This is a genomic window from Photobacterium chitinilyticum, assembly GCF_004104355.1.
Lineage (GTDB): Bacteria > Pseudomonadota > Gammaproteobacteria > Enterobacterales > Vibrionaceae > Photobacterium > Photobacterium chitinilyticum.
Map to the genome: position 1 here is coordinate 1,074,606 of NZ_RJLM01000001.1, position 19,032 is coordinate 1,093,637.

The 19,032-nt window shown below is 40.0% G+C and carries 14 protein-coding genes and 1 pseudogene; 9 read left to right on the forward strand and 6 right to left on the reverse strand.

Translation table 11 applies throughout. The features are described from left to right. Both EDI28_RS04580 and EDI28_RS04585 read left to right on the forward strand, forming a co-directional pair. Positions 1–2,097 (forward strand): site-specific integrase, encoded by a 2,097-nt coding sequence (locus tag EDI28_RS04580; protein WP_128782627.1) that lies wholly within the window; start codon positions 1–3, stop codon positions 2,095–2,097. Next, positions 2,094–2,549: a hypothetical protein gene (locus tag EDI28_RS04585; RefSeq protein ID WP_128782628.1), complete on the forward strand. Its 456-nt coding sequence runs from the start codon at positions 2,094–2,096 to the stop codon at positions 2,547–2,549. Before EDI28_RS04580 ends, EDI28_RS04585 begins: the two co-directional genes overlap by 4 nt. A 362-nt stretch (positions 2,550–2,911) precedes the next feature. Here the strand turns inward: EDI28_RS04585 and EDI28_RS27270 are convergent, their stop codons facing one another. Beyond that, complete coding sequence (locus EDI28_RS27270) at positions 2,912–3,064, reverse strand: hypothetical protein (RefSeq protein WP_233353267.1); 153 nt, start codon at positions 3,062–3,064, stop codon at positions 2,912–2,914. 1,670 nt (positions 3,065–4,734) lie between these two features. Between EDI28_RS27270 and EDI28_RS04590 the strand changes: the two genes are divergently transcribed. The 7 genes from EDI28_RS04590 to EDI28_RS04620 all read left to right on the forward strand — a co-directional run bounded on the left by EDI28_RS04590 (position 4,735) and on the right by EDI28_RS04620 (position 11,415). Next, positions 4,735–5,259: an McrC family protein gene (locus EDI28_RS04590; RefSeq protein ID WP_128782629.1), complete on the forward strand. Its 525-nt coding sequence runs from the start codon at positions 4,735–4,737 to the stop codon at positions 5,257–5,259. A gap of 820 nt (positions 5,260–6,079) precedes the next feature. Continuing rightward, entirely contained in the window at positions 6,080–7,126 is a 1,047-nt protein-coding gene (locus EDI28_RS04595; RefSeq protein WP_233353268.1) for a thymidylate synthase, read from the forward strand. Further along, positions 7,123–7,677, forward strand: a complete 555-nt coding sequence (locus tag EDI28_RS04600) for a P-loop nucleotide/nucleoside kinase family protein (RefSeq protein WP_128782631.1) — start codon at positions 7,123–7,125, stop codon at positions 7,675–7,677. The genes EDI28_RS04595 and EDI28_RS04600 overlap by 4 nt, the downstream gene beginning before the upstream one ends. Continuing rightward, positions 7,670–8,698, forward strand: coding sequence for a nucleotide kinase domain-containing protein (locus tag EDI28_RS04605; RefSeq protein ID WP_128782632.1), 1,029 nt, complete (start codon positions 7,670–7,672; stop codon positions 8,696–8,698). The genes EDI28_RS04600 and EDI28_RS04605 overlap by 8 nt, the downstream gene beginning before the upstream one ends. Before the next feature lie 29 nt (positions 8,699–8,727). Further along, the gene (locus EDI28_RS04610; RefSeq protein ID WP_128782633.1) at positions 8,728–9,219 is read left to right on the forward strand and encodes a TIR domain-containing protein; all 492 of its coding nucleotides are present in this window, start codon (positions 8,728–8,730) and stop codon (positions 9,217–9,219) included. Continuing rightward, a complete protein-coding gene (locus EDI28_RS04615; RefSeq protein WP_128782634.1) occupies positions 9,213–9,875 on the forward strand; it encodes an Nmad2 family putative nucleotide modification protein in 663 nt (220 codons plus the stop codon). Before EDI28_RS04610 ends, EDI28_RS04615 begins: the two co-directional genes overlap by 7 nt. Before the next feature lie 100 nt (positions 9,876–9,975). Next, the gene (locus EDI28_RS04620; RefSeq protein WP_128782635.1) at positions 9,976–11,415 is read left to right on the forward strand and encodes an SIR2 family protein; all 1,440 of its coding nucleotides are present in this window, start codon (positions 9,976–9,978) and stop codon (positions 11,413–11,415) included. A gap of 518 nt (positions 11,416–11,933) precedes the next feature. Here EDI28_RS04620 and EDI28_RS04625 read toward each other — a convergent pair. The 5 genes and pseudogenes from EDI28_RS04625 to EDI28_RS04645 form a co-directional block, all read right to left on the reverse strand. Continuing rightward, complete coding sequence (locus EDI28_RS04625) at positions 11,934–12,539, reverse strand: hypothetical protein (protein WP_128782636.1); 606 nt, start codon at positions 12,537–12,539, stop codon at positions 11,934–11,936. A gap of 637 nt (positions 12,540–13,176) precedes the next feature. Further along, positions 13,177–13,899 carry a Sir2 family NAD+-dependent deacetylase gene (cobB, locus tag EDI28_RS04630; protein ID WP_128782637.1) on the reverse strand — a complete coding sequence of 241 codons (723 nt, stop codon included), beginning with the start codon at positions 13,897–13,899 and terminating at the stop codon, positions 13,177–13,179. Positions 13,900–14,360: 461 nt separating this feature from the next. Next, positions 14,361–15,311: pseudogene (locus tag EDI28_RS04635) on the reverse strand (formate dehydrogenase subunit gamma); the annotation flags it as partial. A 233-nt stretch (positions 15,312–15,544) separates the two neighbouring features. After that, positions 15,545–16,162, reverse strand: coding sequence for a formate dehydrogenase FDH3 subunit beta (gene fdh3B / locus EDI28_RS04640; RefSeq protein WP_128782639.1), 618 nt, complete (start codon positions 16,160–16,162; stop codon positions 15,545–15,547). Positions 16,163–16,174: 12 nt separating this feature from the next. Then, positions 16,175–19,030, reverse strand: coding sequence for a formate dehydrogenase subunit alpha (locus EDI28_RS04645; protein WP_128782640.1), 2,856 nt, complete (start codon positions 19,028–19,030; stop codon positions 16,175–16,177). Between the last annotated feature and the right edge of the window lie 2 nt (positions 19,031–19,032).

Sequence of the window (19,032 nt, forward strand, 5' to 3'; positions counted from 1 at the left end):
ATGATTCAAATTACAGAACTGATAGATCACTTACATAGTGTCGATGCAAAGGGGAATATTATATTAAATCAACTTAGTGATGATGATATTACTGAGTTAAATAACGCGACCTTATGGCAGTCTTCTGGTGTTAGAAAGCACATGAATCGTATCGTTAGTTTCGGAGATGAATCTTGGTTCAAAACAAGAGAAAAGAATATCATTTTTTCTGGTGAAAAATCATTCGGTATAGAAGTTAAGTCTGCGATATTACTCGCTCACAAGATTGGTTTTATTCTTGGTAGTGACGGTTTAGCTTGGAATACATTATACGGATATTCAAAATTTCTAACACGTTTAGAAAAGTACCTATATGATATAGGTTATCGTTCATTCCGAGAGCTTAATAACGTTCCTGAACTAATTTTAAGAAATTTAGCTGACAAATTTCTAACAATAGGCACTGATAGCGGAGGGCTGGATATCCTCAAGACTAATAGGACAGGTCAGAATTTTTTGGAATCAATTCAGGTTATTTATAAGTATGGTCTAATAAATAGTGTTGTTTATTACACGTTTACTGATGCAGTAGCTGCACTCGAAACGCCATCAATAGATGGTTTTTCCCACTCACACCCAGTGATACCTACAGGAGTGCTAAAAAAACTAATCAAAAAGGCAGGTGAAGCTATAAAAAGAGTAGAAATAGCTCTACCTGAATGGGAAAAGGCTAACGCAAACCTAATAAATTCCATAGAAAATAAAGCAATCAATAACTGGAAACCGAATACGAGACTTGTCTCGATAACACGTAACTGTATAAATGATGGTGAATACAAACACTTAAAAAATCTCTTTAAACAATTTTATAAATTTGAAATATATGTATTGGTTTATGTTTTAGCATTTACGGGGATGAGGCAGCAAGAAGCCTTAAATCTAGAATTCGGTGCAGCAACAAAAAGTAAAGACCCCGATAATCCAATTTACCATATTAAATCAATACTGCAAAAAACATCTCCAACACCTGTTACTCTTAACTGGGTTGGAAACCAAGACGTATACAATGCAGTCTGTCTACTCGAACGATATAATAAAAGTTTACACAAGAGAGCTGAGGCACTTTTGCATAATTTTTCTGACATCATCCCAGAAAGCACTAAGCACAACTTAGAATATGGCTTAAAAGATAAATACCTTTTTGGCATTAAAGCCTATACTTTAACTTTGGCATTCCGAGAACCAAAACTTCGTGATAGTTGGATTGAAGGTAATGGATTTAACTTGAAAACTTTCTCTATTGCTATAGAAGAAGCTGACATCATTCAATTAAATCATTTAGGGTGCAACTTTAAATCGGTAGGTGGCTCAAACCGAGGTGCCCCATATCGTATAGGTGATGAGTTTAATTTTACAGCTCACCAATTTCGGCATACATTCGCGTGGTTTATCATAGCTAACAATTTGGGTGACCTAGATGATATCAAATATCAATTCAAGCACCTCGCCAGTGCTATGACTATGGTTTATTCAGAACGCGGTATAGAAACCATCGATGAAATTCTTTCTATTATCGAAGGTTTTGAGACCCAAATGACTCAGCAGATAGCATTAGCTTTGGCAGTAGATGCTCAGGAAGGAAAGTTATCTGGAGGCGGAGGAAAACGTTTGATTAAATCTGCAAATTCTTTGGTGATAGAAATGAAAGTACCTGATGAGGTGAGTGATAAACCTAAGACAGAATTTATGAAGCAAATCCATTTCAAAGATATCACTGAATATTCAGCCTTTTTAACCCGAAACCTCAAGAATATTCGCGGCCTACCACATGGATATTGTACTGGTGGCACTGACTGCAAAATTAAAAATGCAGCAGTACCTGTCGGTTGCGTATTGTGTGGCAATTACATTGTAAATAAGAAACATCTCCCGCATTGGCGTGCCATGGAAAATCAAGCCTTGAACAAGCTGGCGATCTATGAGCAGGCGACCACGGAGCAACAACGTCCATATAAATTAATGGCAGACAGTTGGCGTATTACCGCTTCTACTGCACGTGACATAATTGATGATATAGAAAATGGTAACAGGCAGGCAGAAAAGGTAACTAAATCATGAATAACGAAAAGAATAGCACGGCTAAAGCAATAGAAGATGCTCTCGAACAGATGCTATCTGAGGGTGCAAAGATAAACGTTAGTGCCGTAGCTCGACGTGCTGGTACGACACACACAAATATTTGGAAGCACTACCCTCACCTATACCAAAAGATCACTGATGTTAAGAATGAATTAAAGGAGGCCAAAGAAGAATCAAATCGACAATTAACGATCGATCGCCTGAAAAAAAAGATTGTCCGACTTGAGGAACAGATTAAAGATAAGGATGAAGTTCAACAAAAGGACATCGATGCAATCATTATGGCAAAGCTAACAGAGTTATATCGAGATTATGATTATCAGTTGCGAAAGAACATTGACCTAGCGAATATCAATTTGCATGGGGGGCGTAATATCGACACAGATACTGGAGAGGTAATCGATGCAGCTTTCGGAAAAGGTAATGAGTGAAGTTTAAATAGGGTCAAAGTGTTTTGTTTGGAGTTTATTTGTAATAACTCGTACTCGATATTACACATTCGCTGTAAGTCACGACTAGATCGGACAGTTGACTTGCTGGTATCGTAGCTCACAATTGGACATAACTAAGTTAGGGTTAATGACCTAATAACTGTCATTATCATAAGATCATGTATCTCAAACTGAGTAGTTTATCGCTCAAGTACAGACGATACCGTTCACTCTAATACGCTCTTTACTGGAAACCTAGCGTAAGGGCAATGCTCTTGCTGAAAATTAGCTTGTAAGAAAGAACCGAAAGACACGAATAGTACAATAAAAGAACTAGCCCGCTAGGCGGGCCTGCCCTTTTTTTACGCTAACATACTTAGAAATGCTACTGCAATTATTGCAGCAATAAAGGCGCTCAGAACATGCGCACCACAAAAAGTAAGTACACTCACAAGAGCTCCAAAAGCCCACATCCTTTCTGAAAGCAGGTCTTTCCCTTGATAACTTAGATGCATTAAGCCTCCTTATCTCAAGTCCCATCGTTCTCTTGTTGAGTTGGGCGATGGAGTGAAGACCCGTAGCCTTTTCTGATTTTAACCAGTTTACACGGCGACTACGACCCAACTGGACGGTTAGGGCTAAAGCCCAAATCGGTAACTGAATTCATCAAATGCACAATGAATCCAGAAAAATTACTAAATATGATTGTATCAGCTCGAAAAATATAATCATACACACTGAGACTACTTTTGACTGCTTTTTTAGATCGGCAAGCAGTTACAAATTAGCTATACCTGTATCGACAGATTCTTTGACTAGGCCCAACGTGCCTCTTCTATGAGGTGATTCTTCCTTACCGACTTCAATCCTTAACAGTTCAGATAGTCTTGTTAATGTATCTAACTCACCAGAAAGCCAATCACGAATATTACTTACAGAAAACTTGGTCAAAAGACACTCACTCAGAAATTGGAACTAACTCATTTTATGTGGCATTAGCATGTTAGAGCGATCTATCACAGTTAAAGAATTGGCAGATTGCATGCCGACCAAGCCACTTAATGTTCCGGGCAATTAGTACCCGCCCCCATCCTTCTCCAAAAAAATAATTTCGTTACACGCACGTTTAAATTTAAGTCTTAAAAATCAATGCCATAGATTTGCTTTGGTTCATTTATTCACAGTCCCAAAGCTGTATCAAAACAAGTAGAAAATCCATTGGTCATTTCACCCATCAGGATAGGGAGACAAACTTAAAAAATGAATAAAATGAAAGCTCCTACATACGGGCGGCAGCCCTCAACTTGGTATTGCAACAACAAGTAAGTCATTGTTTTTAAAAACATTTGACTCCAAATCTCCCCTTGCCATAAGAGCTGTAGTGTTTTATATATATGAACTAAACCTTAGCAAGGAGAAGTTATGTGTCACGATTGCGCTAGTACTGCCAAAGCCAATTGTCAGCTACACCTGTCACAATCAGTCTCAAGAGCTTTAAACCAAGATCGTATTTATGACTTGGAACCATTGAATGGGTATAGTCCATACGTTACATATGAAATGGAAACCGGATTCTTGGATCTAATTTGTTGTCAGACAATGGAAAGTACGAAAGACCTTTTGGCCTTTATGGTTCATGACTTTGAGGATTTTCGAACTATTGTCGCTGAGTTTGTACAGTTGGGTTATTGCCAACTTCTATGGACAGAGAATGAAAAAGTAGAAGATGAGTGTCCGGTACCTAAACCGGGGCTAAAACGAATAAACTACTATTTGAACTCTATGAATGTTGGCCCGGGCTGTAAAACTTTCGAGTACTTATATTCAAGACTTAACTCACGCGTTGAGCTCGGTTATATAGCACCAAGTTATAATGTCATCAAACTGTTAACCAAACTCGCGCAAATTAACTGTTAAAACTCAAATCAAGGAATAAATTGCGTGGAGACTTTATTAACTAATAGTGTCCTTTTGATTAAATCAATAGGGGTCGGGATTATCATTGGCTTTTTTCTAGGTTCACTCGGTACTCTACTTTACTTCAAGTACCGCAAACGATAGTTATTTAGCTGCTTCAACCATTATGCTTGAAGTGACTCTACCCTTGTACTCCGAGAGCTATATCTTAGCTCTCTATTCCGTTGTCTAATAGTGCAATAATTACTATCTAAAAAGAGGTAATAAATTGAATAAATCAACAAAAGCGATTGGTTATCATAAGTTGAAAGTCCTGTATTTTGACGTGGGTAGCCTTCTTCTTTCTCTTGATTACTTAGACCAAAATCCAAGAGTTCGCTCTATCGTAGAGAATTCACTCTTTATGAGTCATACTTCTTTTCTAGGACAATTGATACTTGACCCCGAAGGGATTGAGTTATTAAACGACTTTTGTATGAACTCAAAAGTACTTTTGTATCCTCTCGGCACATTATTTAATCGGAAATTTTTGATAAAGCAAGGAATTAAACGAGAGTACTTAGCTTCAGACCAGAGTTTAAAACTAAGATTAAATGACTCCAATCCTATTCGAAGAATGCTAGCTCATGCCTTTAGAGTTAATACTGATTGGCGAGTTGTAGGTAACCTAAGCCTATATGACATGCAGCTGTCTAGTTTTGCTGGCAGGTATATTAAAACAGATGGTTATTCCGGTGTTACCGAGAATCTCATCCGAGAAATAGCAGATTCATTTCAAAATGAATTGTGGTGATTCATACTCAAACGAATAGATTAGTAAATGGGTTACTACCAAAACATACAGCCAACTTTCTGGCTGTATAGCTTATATTTGGACATCAGTATCTTAGAGCTTTTGAGCGAATACGCCTAATTAAGATAAGTAGAGTTTGGTCAAAGAAAAGCGGATAACTTGGATGTCCGAGGAAGATCGGGTACAAACATAGCAAAGTATATTATTGTCTAGATTCACGAAGTAGTCCTTTGAGATTCTTACGAAATAAATATACCCTTGAGTTTATTTAACATTGAACAACATTAATACCTCTAGTGACTTCCCCTCCCGACGAAAATCAGCTCTATATGAAGTCCTAATGCTCACAATAAAATGCTTGTGAATATAATGATCATTGTTTGTATGATTTGTTAAGACATCAAGTTCTTAGCCCCAAAGGCAACCATATAGTCACGCAACAACGCAGGAACATTCCCATCACTCTAATTTAACAATCATGACAACTTCAAACCTGAACTTGCACTGCTTGGTAGCTAAGTGATTAATTTATGTGATAAGAAGCTGGTAACTATGCAACTGATCTATTCCCAAACTTTGACCGTACGTATATGATAACAGTAGAGCATGAAACTGTCAGCGCTAGTTAGCGAATAGCTTTCAAAAAGTTTGTGGCACGCGATAGAAGAAAATCATTTTGAATTAGCAGCAAGCCTTCTAACTCATGTTGCGATACTGCTAAATCCATGAAGAAACTTTGTTGACTGAGATTGCATTTATTTCATAGCATGAGGTTTTGTTTATGCACGTCGTTTACGGAGAAACAATTAACGATGTAATAATGAAGGTCCTAGAAAAAGTGCTCACTGAAGGTGTTAATGTATCTACTAGGAATGGAGATGCAGTAAGTATCTATGATGTCAGTATGATCTTACAGAATCCGAGATCAAGACACCTAAGTCTAGTGGGGCGAAAAAACAACATATTCTCCACTTTCGCGGAAACAATGTGGTTTCTAGCTGGCGACAATAGGATAAAACCATATCTGACTTTTTTCCTTCCAAGAGCACCAGAGTATTCAGATGATGGTGTCACTTGGCGGGCAGCTTATGGAGAGAGGCTATACGCCTATGGGCAATTAGAAAATGTTATAGAACAGTTCAAAGAAGAAGGAATCTTTACTAGACGTGCTGTCATTAGCTTATACATGCCAGAAAGAGACACGAGCGAAAGCCTAAAAAATGTATACAACTTAGAGAATAGTTTAGATATACCATGTAACAATCTCATACATTTTTTTATCACTCCAGACAAAAAGCTAAACATTAAAGTTATTCAAAGAAGTGGGGATCTTATATTTGGTGTAAGTAATATAAATATCTTTGAATTTAGTTTACTTCAAGAAATGGTTCTTTACATTTTACAAAGAGAAGTAGACAGTCAATTAGAATTAGGTTACCTGCATCAATCAGTAACAAACCTACATATATACAAAAACAGACTTCAACAAGCAGAGGAAATAATTAGAAAAAAAGAACAACAAATAACAAAACAAATTAATAATGATGAAATCGAATTTCCAAAATCGTTATCAAGCACAAAAAGCATGTTTAAAGAAATAGTTTCATTTTTAGAGGGAAAAATATTAGCGAAACCTGAAGAGATAAATAATTTTAGCGATGCCATTGCGGAGTTGAAATGCATATTCAATAATCATTCTTTAAAAACTAAAGAAAACTTGCTTTGGGGGTATGCAGAAGCAACTTTATCATATGTTTATCAAGAAAAGATTAATCAACCAATCGTATTAAAAACCAAATTTAGTGATGATTTTAACTTAAGTGTAGATTCAAATCATTTCAATCGTATGACTAAGGTAAGTAGATGAAAATCGCATTTATGGGTGTGTCCGGTAGCGGAAAAGATTTTTTAGCAGACTACTTAATATCAAATCATAACTTTATTAGATTATCATTTAGTGATCAACTTAAGAAACTAGGTAAATATATTTATCCATGGATGGAAGAAGACTACCCTTCTGAAAGAAAGATGCTACCACTAAATATTACTCTCTCTACTGGAGAATCAATCCATCATTCACCACGAGATATATGGCTGAATCTCAACAACCTACGGAAAATTGAAGAAAAAATATTCATTAGAATGCTTTCAGATGAGATAAAACTCTTAGAAAAAAGCGGAAAATCAAAAAGTAATATAATAATCACTGACATAAGATCTAATGAAGAGTTTTTATGGTGTAAGGAAAACCATTTCACTATAGTTCATATAAATAGGAAAGATAATAATTATGAAAAATATGATATTGATAAGCATGTAATTGAGAACAAATCAAAGGCAGATTATCAATTTAATAATGACACGAACGGAATAATCAGATTCAAATCTTTCTTTGATAAGGTATTGTGTTGTGAATAATAAAAATGATCAGCTTTTTTGTAATGTACGAGAAAGAAAAATCAAACTCGCTAATCCTACTTTGAATGAAAATGTTATCAAGGAATGGTTTCATCATCAAAGGGAGCGAACATCTATATATTATAAAAAAGAGATTCTTAATCTCCCCCCATTTTGGACAAATGATGAAATATTGAAGAAATACAAGTTTGTAAACACTAAAAGAACATGGGATAGAGAAACAAAATGGTTATTAAAGAATGTAATTGATAATAATCATGTAACATATGAAAACAAGTTGCTAAATTCATTCTTGTTTAGAGTAATAAACAAAAGTAGTACCTTAGAACAAATTAATGCTCCTTTTGATTTTTCCAGTATGAGTATAGATTATATCAATACGATAATCAGAGAAAAGACTCACAGTATATCTTTAATCAATCCAGACTATGTATTTTTTAGTGCAGCTTATATCTTAGGAGGACCAAAGGTTAACTTTGGAAGATATTTGGAAGCAAAGGAAGGTAGAACTGAAACAGACATGATTCTGAGGATGATAAAGTTTGTATTTTACAACCAAGAAAAAATAGTAAAAGGCGTTAAATCAGCGACGAATCAACTCGAAGTCTTTAATCACCTAAAATCATTCCCCGGAATAGGTAAATTTCTTGCATATCAGATATTTATAGACTTTACATACATAGTAAACTTTCCGTTTACGGAAATGAACTTTGTTGTGGCAGGACCCGGATGTGAAAGAGGGATAAATTGGATTTTTTCTAACAAAGACGGAATGAATAGCGAAGAGTGTTTATTTTGGTTCACTATAAATCAACACAGAATCGCAGAGAATTACAAAGAAAAATGGAACATGGATGAAATTTTCCACTTTCTACCTAAAGAAGAAAGAACTTACACCCTAATGGATATGGAAAACAGTGGCGCATGTGAAATAGATAAACGGTGCCGAACCAAGTTTAGCAACAAAAGGCCAAAACAAAAATATCACTACCCAGAGAATAATAATCTGAGGTTATTTTGATTTAACTAGTAGCTTATGAAGGTTTATAAATGACTAAAGAAATTAAGAAAAACGTCTTTGTTAGTCATCATCACAAAGACGATGCTAGCGTTGATGGAGTTGCACGTTTAGCATCTGCAAAGGGTTATCAACTACGAAATAGCTCTGTACGAATGAAACCAGAAAACCAAAGACGTGTAGAGGAAAAAAAGGTTAGTGATAGAACAATAGCACGTTTGCTTAGAATGAAAATGAGATGGGCTAGTCAAGTTATAGTTGTTATCGGTAAAGAGACCCATACAAGACCTTGGGTAAACTGGGAAATTAAAGCTGCTCACCAGCTTGGAAAACCAATCATAGGCGTATATGAGAATGGTTTAAAAGAGGATGTCAAGCTGCCGGAAAATCTAGAGAAATACGCAACCTCTATCGTAGGTTGGAGGGGGGACTCCATTATCAACGCACTGGAGGGGAACACTAGCTTTCAAAATCCCGATGGTACAGAGCGAGATAAAATTCAAGGGGAGAATGTCGTATGCTAATCGAACCTGACTCCCACCTTTATGCCTATGCGATAACACGAGACTTCGGTTTTGCCCCTAACCCATTCCATGGCAGTTGTACGCTGGCCACATGCAAACCTAGAATTAGGAAATCTGCTGACGTGGGTGATTGGATTTTAGGTATTGGTGGGGCTAAATTAAAATCAGTTCAAAAGAAGTGTATTCTGTTGATGAAAGTTACTGAAAAAATTAGCTTTCATGATTATTGGACAGATCCTAGGTTCTCTATCAAAAAGCCAGCTCGAAATGGGAGTCACGTACAGATGTTGGGTGACAATATCTACCATCAAGGTGGCAACAGTGAATGGATACAAGAAGACTCTCATCATAGTAATGCTGATGGTTCATTCAATATGACCAATTTGAAGCGCGATACTAGCTCTGATCAAGTATTGATTTCAGAGCATTTCTATTATTTCGGTGATAGGGCTGTTGCAGTAGATTTAGAGTCTATTGGATATCATAGAATTAGAGACTATAAGAAAATTCGCTTAGATGACTCTGTACCCGCTATTAACCTTATAAAAGAGATAGATCTAGAGTATCGAAGTGATAGAAATTTAGTCATTTCCGATCCATGTCAATTTTCTGATTTCTATAAGCGTGTTGATCAGGAAACTGGAGAGCTCTATTGAATATAAGAAGGTGATAATGGGATCGCTCAACTATTCACCGATATCTTTATAGAAACTTTCTTTATCTTTCCAAAATTCATATAAAAGTGGAATACTACGAATGAACTTTAAAAAACAAGCGTTCTTAAGAGATCTAGAAAAAGAACTCGCTGAAGAAAATGTAGCAGTTTTTTCGGGTGCAGGAATGTCAGCTGGAGTGGGTTTCGTGAATTGGGCAGAACTTCTACGCCCTATCGCCTATGAACTAGGCTTAGATGTAGATAAAGAAAATGATCTCGTAGCCCTCGCTCAGTTCCATTGTAATGACAACGCAAATAATAGAAGCCAATTAAATCAAAGGCTTATAGAGGAATTCTCACGTGAATCAATTGAAACTGAGAACCACAGAATTCTTTGTCGACTACCAATTCGTACTTACTGGACTACCAATTACGACAAGATAATTGAAACAGCTCTCGACAAATCTGGGAAAATTGCTGATGTAAAGCATACCAAAGAACATTTATCGACTACTAAACCGAAACGTGATGCTGTTGTATATAAGATGCACGGTGATGTCGAACATCCTAGTCAAGCAGTGTTGACAAAAGATGATTATGAGCGATATCACGTCAAAATGGAGCAATACTTAGCTAACCTCAAGAGTGATCTTATTTCAAAAACCTTTATATTCATAGGATTCAGTTTTACCGATCCAAACTTGGACTATATCCTAAGCAGAGTTCGAGTTGCTTATGAAAACAATCAAAGAAGACATTACTGCTTTATACGAAATGTTCAAAAAGATAAAGATGAGGAAGTGGTAGACTTTGAGTATAGACAAAGAAAGCAAGAGTTTTTTGTCAAAGACTTAGAGAGATTTAATATAAAAACCATTCTCATAGATGACTTTGAAGAAATTACTGACCTTCTCAGAAAACTAGAAGTAAAATATAAGTCTAGAACTGTCTTTATTTCAGGAGCAGCTAGCGAGTATGGTGATTTAAAAGAACATGATGCACTGGAATTTGTCTACAATCTAAGTAGAAGCCTAGTAAAAAGAGGGCTACGCGTTGTTTCTGGATTCGGACTCGGTGTTGGTAGTTCTGTAATTTCTGGTGTCCTTGAGGAAACTTTTCAAAATCCAAAAGCAAAAGTCGAAGACCAGCTTGTATTACGGCCTTTCCCTCAATCTACGGAAGGTGAGCATCTTTTAAACTATTTATGGACCAAATATCGTGAAGACATGATCGATTATGCAGGTATTGCATTGTTTTTGTTTGGTAACAAAAAATCGGATAATGGCATTGTTCTCTCAAATGGTATGCGTGAAGAATACGAGATTGCGAAAGAAAAAGGGCTTTTATTACTACCCATAGGTAGTACTGGATACATGGCAAAACAGCTTTGGACAGAGCTAAATCCAGAGATTCAAAACGATTCAAACATATCAGCAATTATAAAAGAGTTTTATTCAAAATTGGGAGCTGAAGAATTTGATGCCGACAATTTAATTAAATTAATTATCGAGATCATTGCTTTAAGGGACACACAGCAATAGACACTATGATGCTGCTTTGATATTAAGTATCAAACTTAATAGCAATCGATACATTTAGAAAGCTATATCGATCTCGCTGTAATATATAGCTGAACAGGCATTTTTACATGTTAAGAACAGATCATACAATTGGTCTGTTTTTATTTTGTTTGGACAGAAGTACGTCATCGATACAAAATGTCACAATGACCTTATTCACATAACCTCTCTTGGCAGGGCGAGAGCGTGAGTTGATTTTTTGTTAAAAACGTAAATCACCATAAATTTACAGATCGGTTATAGGGTTAATTCCCAACAAAATTTAACGGTATTTTTGGTTACTGCTGTTCACATTTTGTACCGATGAGTAGATTTGATTTAGCTTTGGATAAAAACTGAGCATTCATGCTCTCACCCTGCCTCTCTTGGTATATTGACAACTTTGTCTGTTGCGCTTTGGCGTGGTGGAGTTTTTGGAATGAAGTGGCATAGCCACGTCAAAACGAAACATAGACCATAACGTCACCTGTACTAACTTGCTAGTATTTTACGTTACCCACTTTTTTAACACTTTCCCTCTGCTTTTCAATTAGTCTAACAGACTGCTCGACTGCCAGTATATAATCTCTAGCGGCATTAAGTGAGGGTTTAATATTCGCTTGCACTACTCTGTTACGCATTTCATATAGTTCGATTACGAGTCTTTTCGTCTCGAGCGTTAAGAGTTCAGTAGAAATTACTGTACGAAAAACACTGTTCATGCTATCCATCGGATCTACGATAACTCCAGCATCTTTACCTAATCGCCAAAGTGCGCCATCAATACTTTTCCACCCCTCAAAAACCATCGTCGTAGGGTCTTCTCCTCCAGTATAAATTTTCGCTAAGGAAATATCTGATTCCTGTTCTTCAGAAGAAAGTTCTTCAGTTTCTCCAATTGGACCCCTCGCAATAATCTCTTTAGAGTCACCTAATAATTTTCTTACTTCTAAATCGAACTCTGCTTCTACTGGTCCAGCTTTGATTTTACTCAAAGATGGCAATAGCTCAGTTATCTTCGTACGATAAGATAAGCCTAAAATCAAGATAACAACAGGCCAAATTACAGTCCTAATTAATTCACTTATAAACGTTAATATGTCCATTCTTTCTTCTCAGACTCCCCAAAGCCCATCGTGCAGCATTTTAGATAACACACAGTCTAATGAGCAAATATTATTTAGATTCTACCAAATTTAATTTTCTGATCATCATACCGTTAAGTTGACTATGTGAGCCTAACTCTCATCATTCTAATTGGTGAAAGTTTGCAAGCGAATTTAGTGAGATCTTAGCTTTACGCAAAAATCAAAAAAATTCAACAACAAACTATTACTTCATGGAAATGACCTTTGCTGATATCGAGAAAATTGTTCTTGTTGTTACTCTGAGAAGTTAGGTTAGTCGTAAGTAAGTACTCATAACTAGACATAACCACTGTCTTTTGTGGTAACCACTTCGCCTTGATTTTTTGCCTTTCTGCGTGCTAACCCGGACCGCAGAAATACCCATTTGTAGCTTGTATCGAATAAGCTCAGATACTAAATATTCGTCATTGAGTTAACTAGAGGTGTTGTTGTTATAACTGATAATGGGGCAGAACCGATTTCGGCAAGATGTGAGATCTAGTCACATCAAGGAAACGAAACTGACAGATTGCATTCAGACTAATCCAGTTGATTGTATGTTGGCTCCCAATCAGGCACAGTAATTTGCCTGCCACATTTTCAGATCGTTTATGAATCAGTCGAGGGCACTCAGTAATTCTTCGACTAACTCTGGAACCAATACAGACGCCTTACCATAACGTTTTTCAGCAAATTCATCTTCAACGTCACTCGGTTCAAGGTTCAACTCAATGGTATGTGCACCATGCATTGCAGCTTCATGAACAAAACCAGCAGCTGGGTATACCGCACCTGATGTACCAATGGAAATAAACAGATCAGCCTTCACCAATGCATCATGAATACGATCCATTCCAATCGGCATCTCTCCGAACCAGACAACATTAGGGCGGAGTGGCGCCGGAATCTGGCAACAATGGCAATGGTCGTCAAGGGAGATATCTCCACTCCAAGCAACACTCTGGCCACTATGATTACACTGGGCTTTAAGCAGTTCGCCATGCATATGAATAATATTCTTTGTTCCAGCTAACTCATGAAGGTTATCAATATTCTGTGTAACAACAGTAACTTCACCTTCAAGCTCTCTTTCCAATTTGGCTAATGCCAAATGAGCTGCATTTGGGGCTACGGTTCCACCTTCTAGTTGCTGACGACGCTTATTATAAAAATTTTGGACCAAAACTGGATTTCGATGATAGCCTTCTGGTGTCGCTACATCTTCAATTTTATGTTTTTCCCATAAACCATCTGCACCAGATCTAAATGTTTCAATGCCGCTCTCAGCACTGATTCCAGCCCCAGTCAAGATTACAATATGACGATAAGGAAAATTCATTGATACAACTCCTACCCTATGTGAGTAACAAAATTACTCTATCTAAAATTAAAATCACCCATTTTTTTAGTCATGGCTCTATTTTTTGTTACCTAGCCTACAACCCGCATTAATACTGGGAGGTAACATTTTTTACAGGTTGGGTAGGTGCGGGTATATTCCCGATTCAGCTGAAATGCCAGCGCCGGTCAAAATAACGATATTACGATACGGGAAAAGCATAGATACGTCCTTTATCAGCTTGTATAAGCTATTTATACCATTGTTTTCATATGGTTATAAGGTCAAAGTATTCGACATTAGTCTAATGTCCGGTAATTATAAATATAAAGTTATAGTGCATTAAGGTTATTGTCCATATAAAAAGTATCGACATAAAATGCATCGATATGAAAAAGCCGATGAAGAGCTCCCCATCGGCTTTGATTCTCTTTCAATCACTTACAAGCAAGGCTTAACGGTTACAGGCTTTCCTGCGTCGGTTTGCCTTTCTTTGTCGCTTCAAGCTTTTCGTCATAACCCGGTTGGTTTTCAGGTAAATCTTTTACCTCGTCAAACCACAGGTCGTGATGCTCTTTAGCCCAAGTCTCGTCGACTTCACCGGTGATCATCCCATCCAGTGCTGCTTCCATACCAAATAAACCAATATAGATATGGAAAACAAAACCACAGATCAGTATCAGCGCCGAGAACATGTGAACAAGATTCGACAGCTCCATATCACGGCGGGTTTGATCAAAGATAGGGAAGTCCAAAATGAACCCACTAACAGTGATAAAGATACCAAAGAAGATCAACAGCCAGAAAATCGCCTTCTCGCCGCCATTGGAAAATCCCGCAGAAGGGTGAGTCCCTTTATGCTTGCCAACCATGCCGCCCATTTTCATGAACCACTTCACATCCACCATATTGAAGACGCTCTTGCGCCACCACTTGATTAGCACAGTCAGTAACAAGATAGCGAAAATCGGACCAATGTAGTTATGGTATTGCTTGGCTGCATAAATTATCCAACCCCACAACTCACTAGGCACAACCGGCTTGATAAAATGCTTACCATAGACCAGCGTCAGACCACTGAATGCCAAAGTCAGAAACGTAAAAGCCATGCTCCAGTGCAACGCACGATCCATGCGGCTCCAGCGTTTGATCTTGCGGCCTGTTTTCGGCTTGCTCAGCTTTAGCGGCCCAACAGTAACATAAGCCAATGCTACCAACGCCAGGCTACCGAAAATAGCCAATGCCCCCAGTGGTGACATCCACTTCTCTTTGAGAATGAACCACGTCTGTCCCGGTATGGAGATCAGCACTCCGTGCTCCGGTGACTGTGATGTGGTATACCCTTCCTGACCATCCTTGACCATGCGCCAATAGTCGGCACCAGCAAATCCTACGATTTCTTTCTGAATCACAGACTCGCCCAAGCGCGTATTATCAGTGTTTTGACTGGTTTCATTGCTGGCTAACACTGACAGCGAAAACGCCAGCGTGAATGCAGTAACCAGTAATGTAAACCAGCGTTGAATTCGCTTAGTCATTAAAACTCCCAACTGTTTGATAAAACAGTTTTTACCTAACGATGGCTTCAGCCCGTATTCGGGCTGAAGCCGTTCAGTACATCAATACACTGGATTTGCCGCAATGATTAGGCCTTGCGTACCTTGCCTGCATCATAGGCAAGATCATCAGTGCTCGCCCAACCGGCTTCTTTGGCACCACGTGCGACAACCCGATCACGGTAGATGTCGGACACTTTAGCCGCATCACCCGCCAAAAGTGCCTTGGTCGAACATAGCGATGCACACATCGGTAGTTTGCCTTCTGCAATACGGTTAGAACCGTACTTCTGCTTCTCTTCATGCGAACCAGGCTCTACACCCGGTCCACCTGCGCAGAAGGTACACTTATCCATCTTTCCACGCTCGGCAAACGCGCCCTGTTTAGGGAACTGAGGCGCACCAAACGGACAAGCAAACAAACAGTAACCACAACCGATACACAGATCTTTGTTATGGCGTACGATGCCGTCTTCGGTTTGCTCGAAACAATCTGCCGGACATACCGCCATACATGGGGCATCACTACAGTGCATACAAGCAACAGAAATTGACGTTTCACCCGGCTCACCATCGTTTAGGGTAACGACTCGGCGGCGCTGGATGCCCCACTCAAGCGCATCATCGTTTTCGTTTTTACAGGCGGTAACACAACCGTTGCACTCGATACAACGTTTAGAGTCACAAAGAAATTTCATACGTGCCATCAGAATGACTCCTTACGCTTTAGAGATCTTACATAGGGTTACTTTGGTTTCCTGCATCTGAGTAACAGGATCGTAGCCGTATGTGGTTGCAATATTTGCCGATTCGCCAGAAACGAACGGTGCAGAACCCTCAGGGTAGTTACCACGCAGGTCTTCACCCTGGAACTTGCCACCAAAGTGGAACGGAATGAATGCCAGGCCCGGTTTCACACGGCGAGTTACCATCGCTTTAACGTGAATACGGCCCTTCTCGGCACCTTCAACCCAAACCATATCACCGTCACGGAAGCCAAGATCGTTGGCATCTTTCGGGTTAACCTCAACAAACATCTCTTGCTGCAGTTCTGCCAGCCAAGGGTTAGAACGGGTTTCATCACCACCCCCCTCGTACTCAACCAGACGGCCAGACGTGAGAATAATTGGATACTCACCTGATACATCTTTGTCCTGGATTGACTTGTACAGGGTCGGTAGACGGAACATCGCTTCACTATCATTCCAGGTCGGGTAATCCGCAACCAGATCACGACGAGGTGTATACAACGGCTCACGGTGAAGCGGTACAGCATCAGGGAAGGTCCAGACAACGGCACGCGCTTTGGCGTTACCGTAAGGAATACAGCCATGCTTGATAGCAACACGCTGGATGCCGCCCGAAACGTCAGTTTTCCAGTTTTTGCCTTCTGCAGCCGCTTTTTCTTCTGCCGTCAGTTCATCCCACCATCCCAGTTGCTTCAGCATCTTGTGGGTAAATTCCGGATAGCCATCTTCCAACTCACAACCAAGTGAAAAGCTATCATCAGCAAGCAGACTTTCACCATTACGCTCAACACCGAAGCGAGCACGGAAGTTACCACCGCCCTGCGCTACCGTCTTGGACGTATCGTAAAGAATATGGGTACCTGGGTGCTTCATCTCAGGCGTCCCCCAACAAGGCCAAGGCAGACCGTATGTTTCACCGTCAGCCACACCGCCTTCAGCTTCAAGTGACGTTTTGTGGAAGGTATGCCAGTTCTGTTGGTGTGCTTTCAGGCGCTCAGGACTCTGACCGGTATAGCCGATGGTCCACATACCCTTGTTGAATTCACGGGTAATGTCTTCAATCACCGGCTGGTTGTTTTCAACCTTGATGTGCTTGAACAGCTGATCGGCAAGGCCAAGCTTTTTCGCCAGCAGATACATGATTTCGTGATCAGGCTTAGATTCGAACAGCGGTTCAATAACCTGGTCGCGCCACTGAATCGAACGGTTTGTCGCCGTTACCGAGCCTGTTGTTTCAAACTGGGTAGTAGCTGGCAATAGATACACATTATCAGTACGACCATTCATTACTGCCGCAACGCCCGGATACGGATCAACGATAACCATCATGTCCAGCTTGCTCATAGCTGTGCGCATTTCAGGGCCACGGGTCTGCGAGTTCACCGCATGTCCCCAGTAGAACATGGCACGGATGTTATCGTTCTGCTCGATATTGGCTTTGTCTTCCAATACGCCATCGATCCAGCGTGATACCGGGATACCGGCGTTGTTCATTGGCTTCTTGCCGCGATAGTCAGCCTGATCAAAACGCCCTTTCAGCCATTCGTAATCGACATCCCATACGCCAGCCCAGTGCTTCCACGCGCCTTCAGACAGGCCGTAGTAACCCGGTAGGTTGTCTGACAGAACACCAAAGTCCGTCGCACCCTGTACGTTATCGTGACCACGGAAAATATTGGCACCACCACCAGGTTTACCCATGTTGCCAAGGGCAAGTTCAAGAATGCAGTACGCACGGGTATTGTTGTTACCGGTGGTGTGCTGAGTACCCCCCATACACCAGACAACACAGCCCGGGCGATTCTCAGACAGCATCTTCGCAGTTTTGTAGACTTCGGCTTCAGGCACACCACTTACACGTTCAACTTCTGCAGGTGTCCACTTCGCCACTTCGGCACGAACCTCATCCATACCCCAAACGCGCTGACGGATGAACTCTTTGTCTTCCCAGCCATTTTTGAAGATATGGAACAGGATGCCCCAAATAAACGACACGTCAGAGCCCGGACGCAGTGATACGTAGTGATCTGATTTTGCCGCCGTACGGGTACGGCGCGGATCAGCAACAACTATCTTACAGCTGTTACGCTCTTTGGCGATCAAGATATGCTGCATTGCTACCGGGTGAGCTTCCGCTGCATTCGAACCAATAAACAGAATCGACTTACAGTTATGCATGTCATTCAATGAGTTGGTCATCGCACCGTAGCCCCAGGTGTTGGCAACACCGGCAACCGTCGTTGAGTGACAGATACGCGCCTGGTGGTCAACGTTGTTGGTGCCCCATAGCGACACCATCTTGCGGAACAGATAGGCCTGTTCGTTGTTGTGTTTCGCCGAACCCAACCAATAAACCGAATCGGGACCTGACTCTTCACGGATTTTCAGCACTTGCTGGCTGACTTCTTCCAAGGCCTGTTCCCAGCTAAGTTTCTTCCACTTGCCGTTAACCAATTTCATTGGGTATTTAGCGCGACGCTCACCATGACCGTGTTCGCGTAACGCAGCACCTTTAGCACAGTGTCCACCAGCGTTAAAAGGATGGTCAAAAGCGGGTTCTTGGCCAGTCCAGACACCTTCTTGTACTTCAGCGTAAATACCACAACCCACAGAACAGTGAGAACAAATGGTACGTTTAATTTCAACAGGCGCTTTCGGATCAACCGTTTTTGCTTCTGCTTTTTTCATCATGCCCGGTGCAAACATGCTGGCACCAGCAACACCACCAGCCGCCGCCAGTGATGAATTACGAATAAAGGAACGACGAGAAATACCAAGCTGGTTTTCGTCCTTGCTCACTTTGTCGGAACGTTTAGTCAGTTTCATTT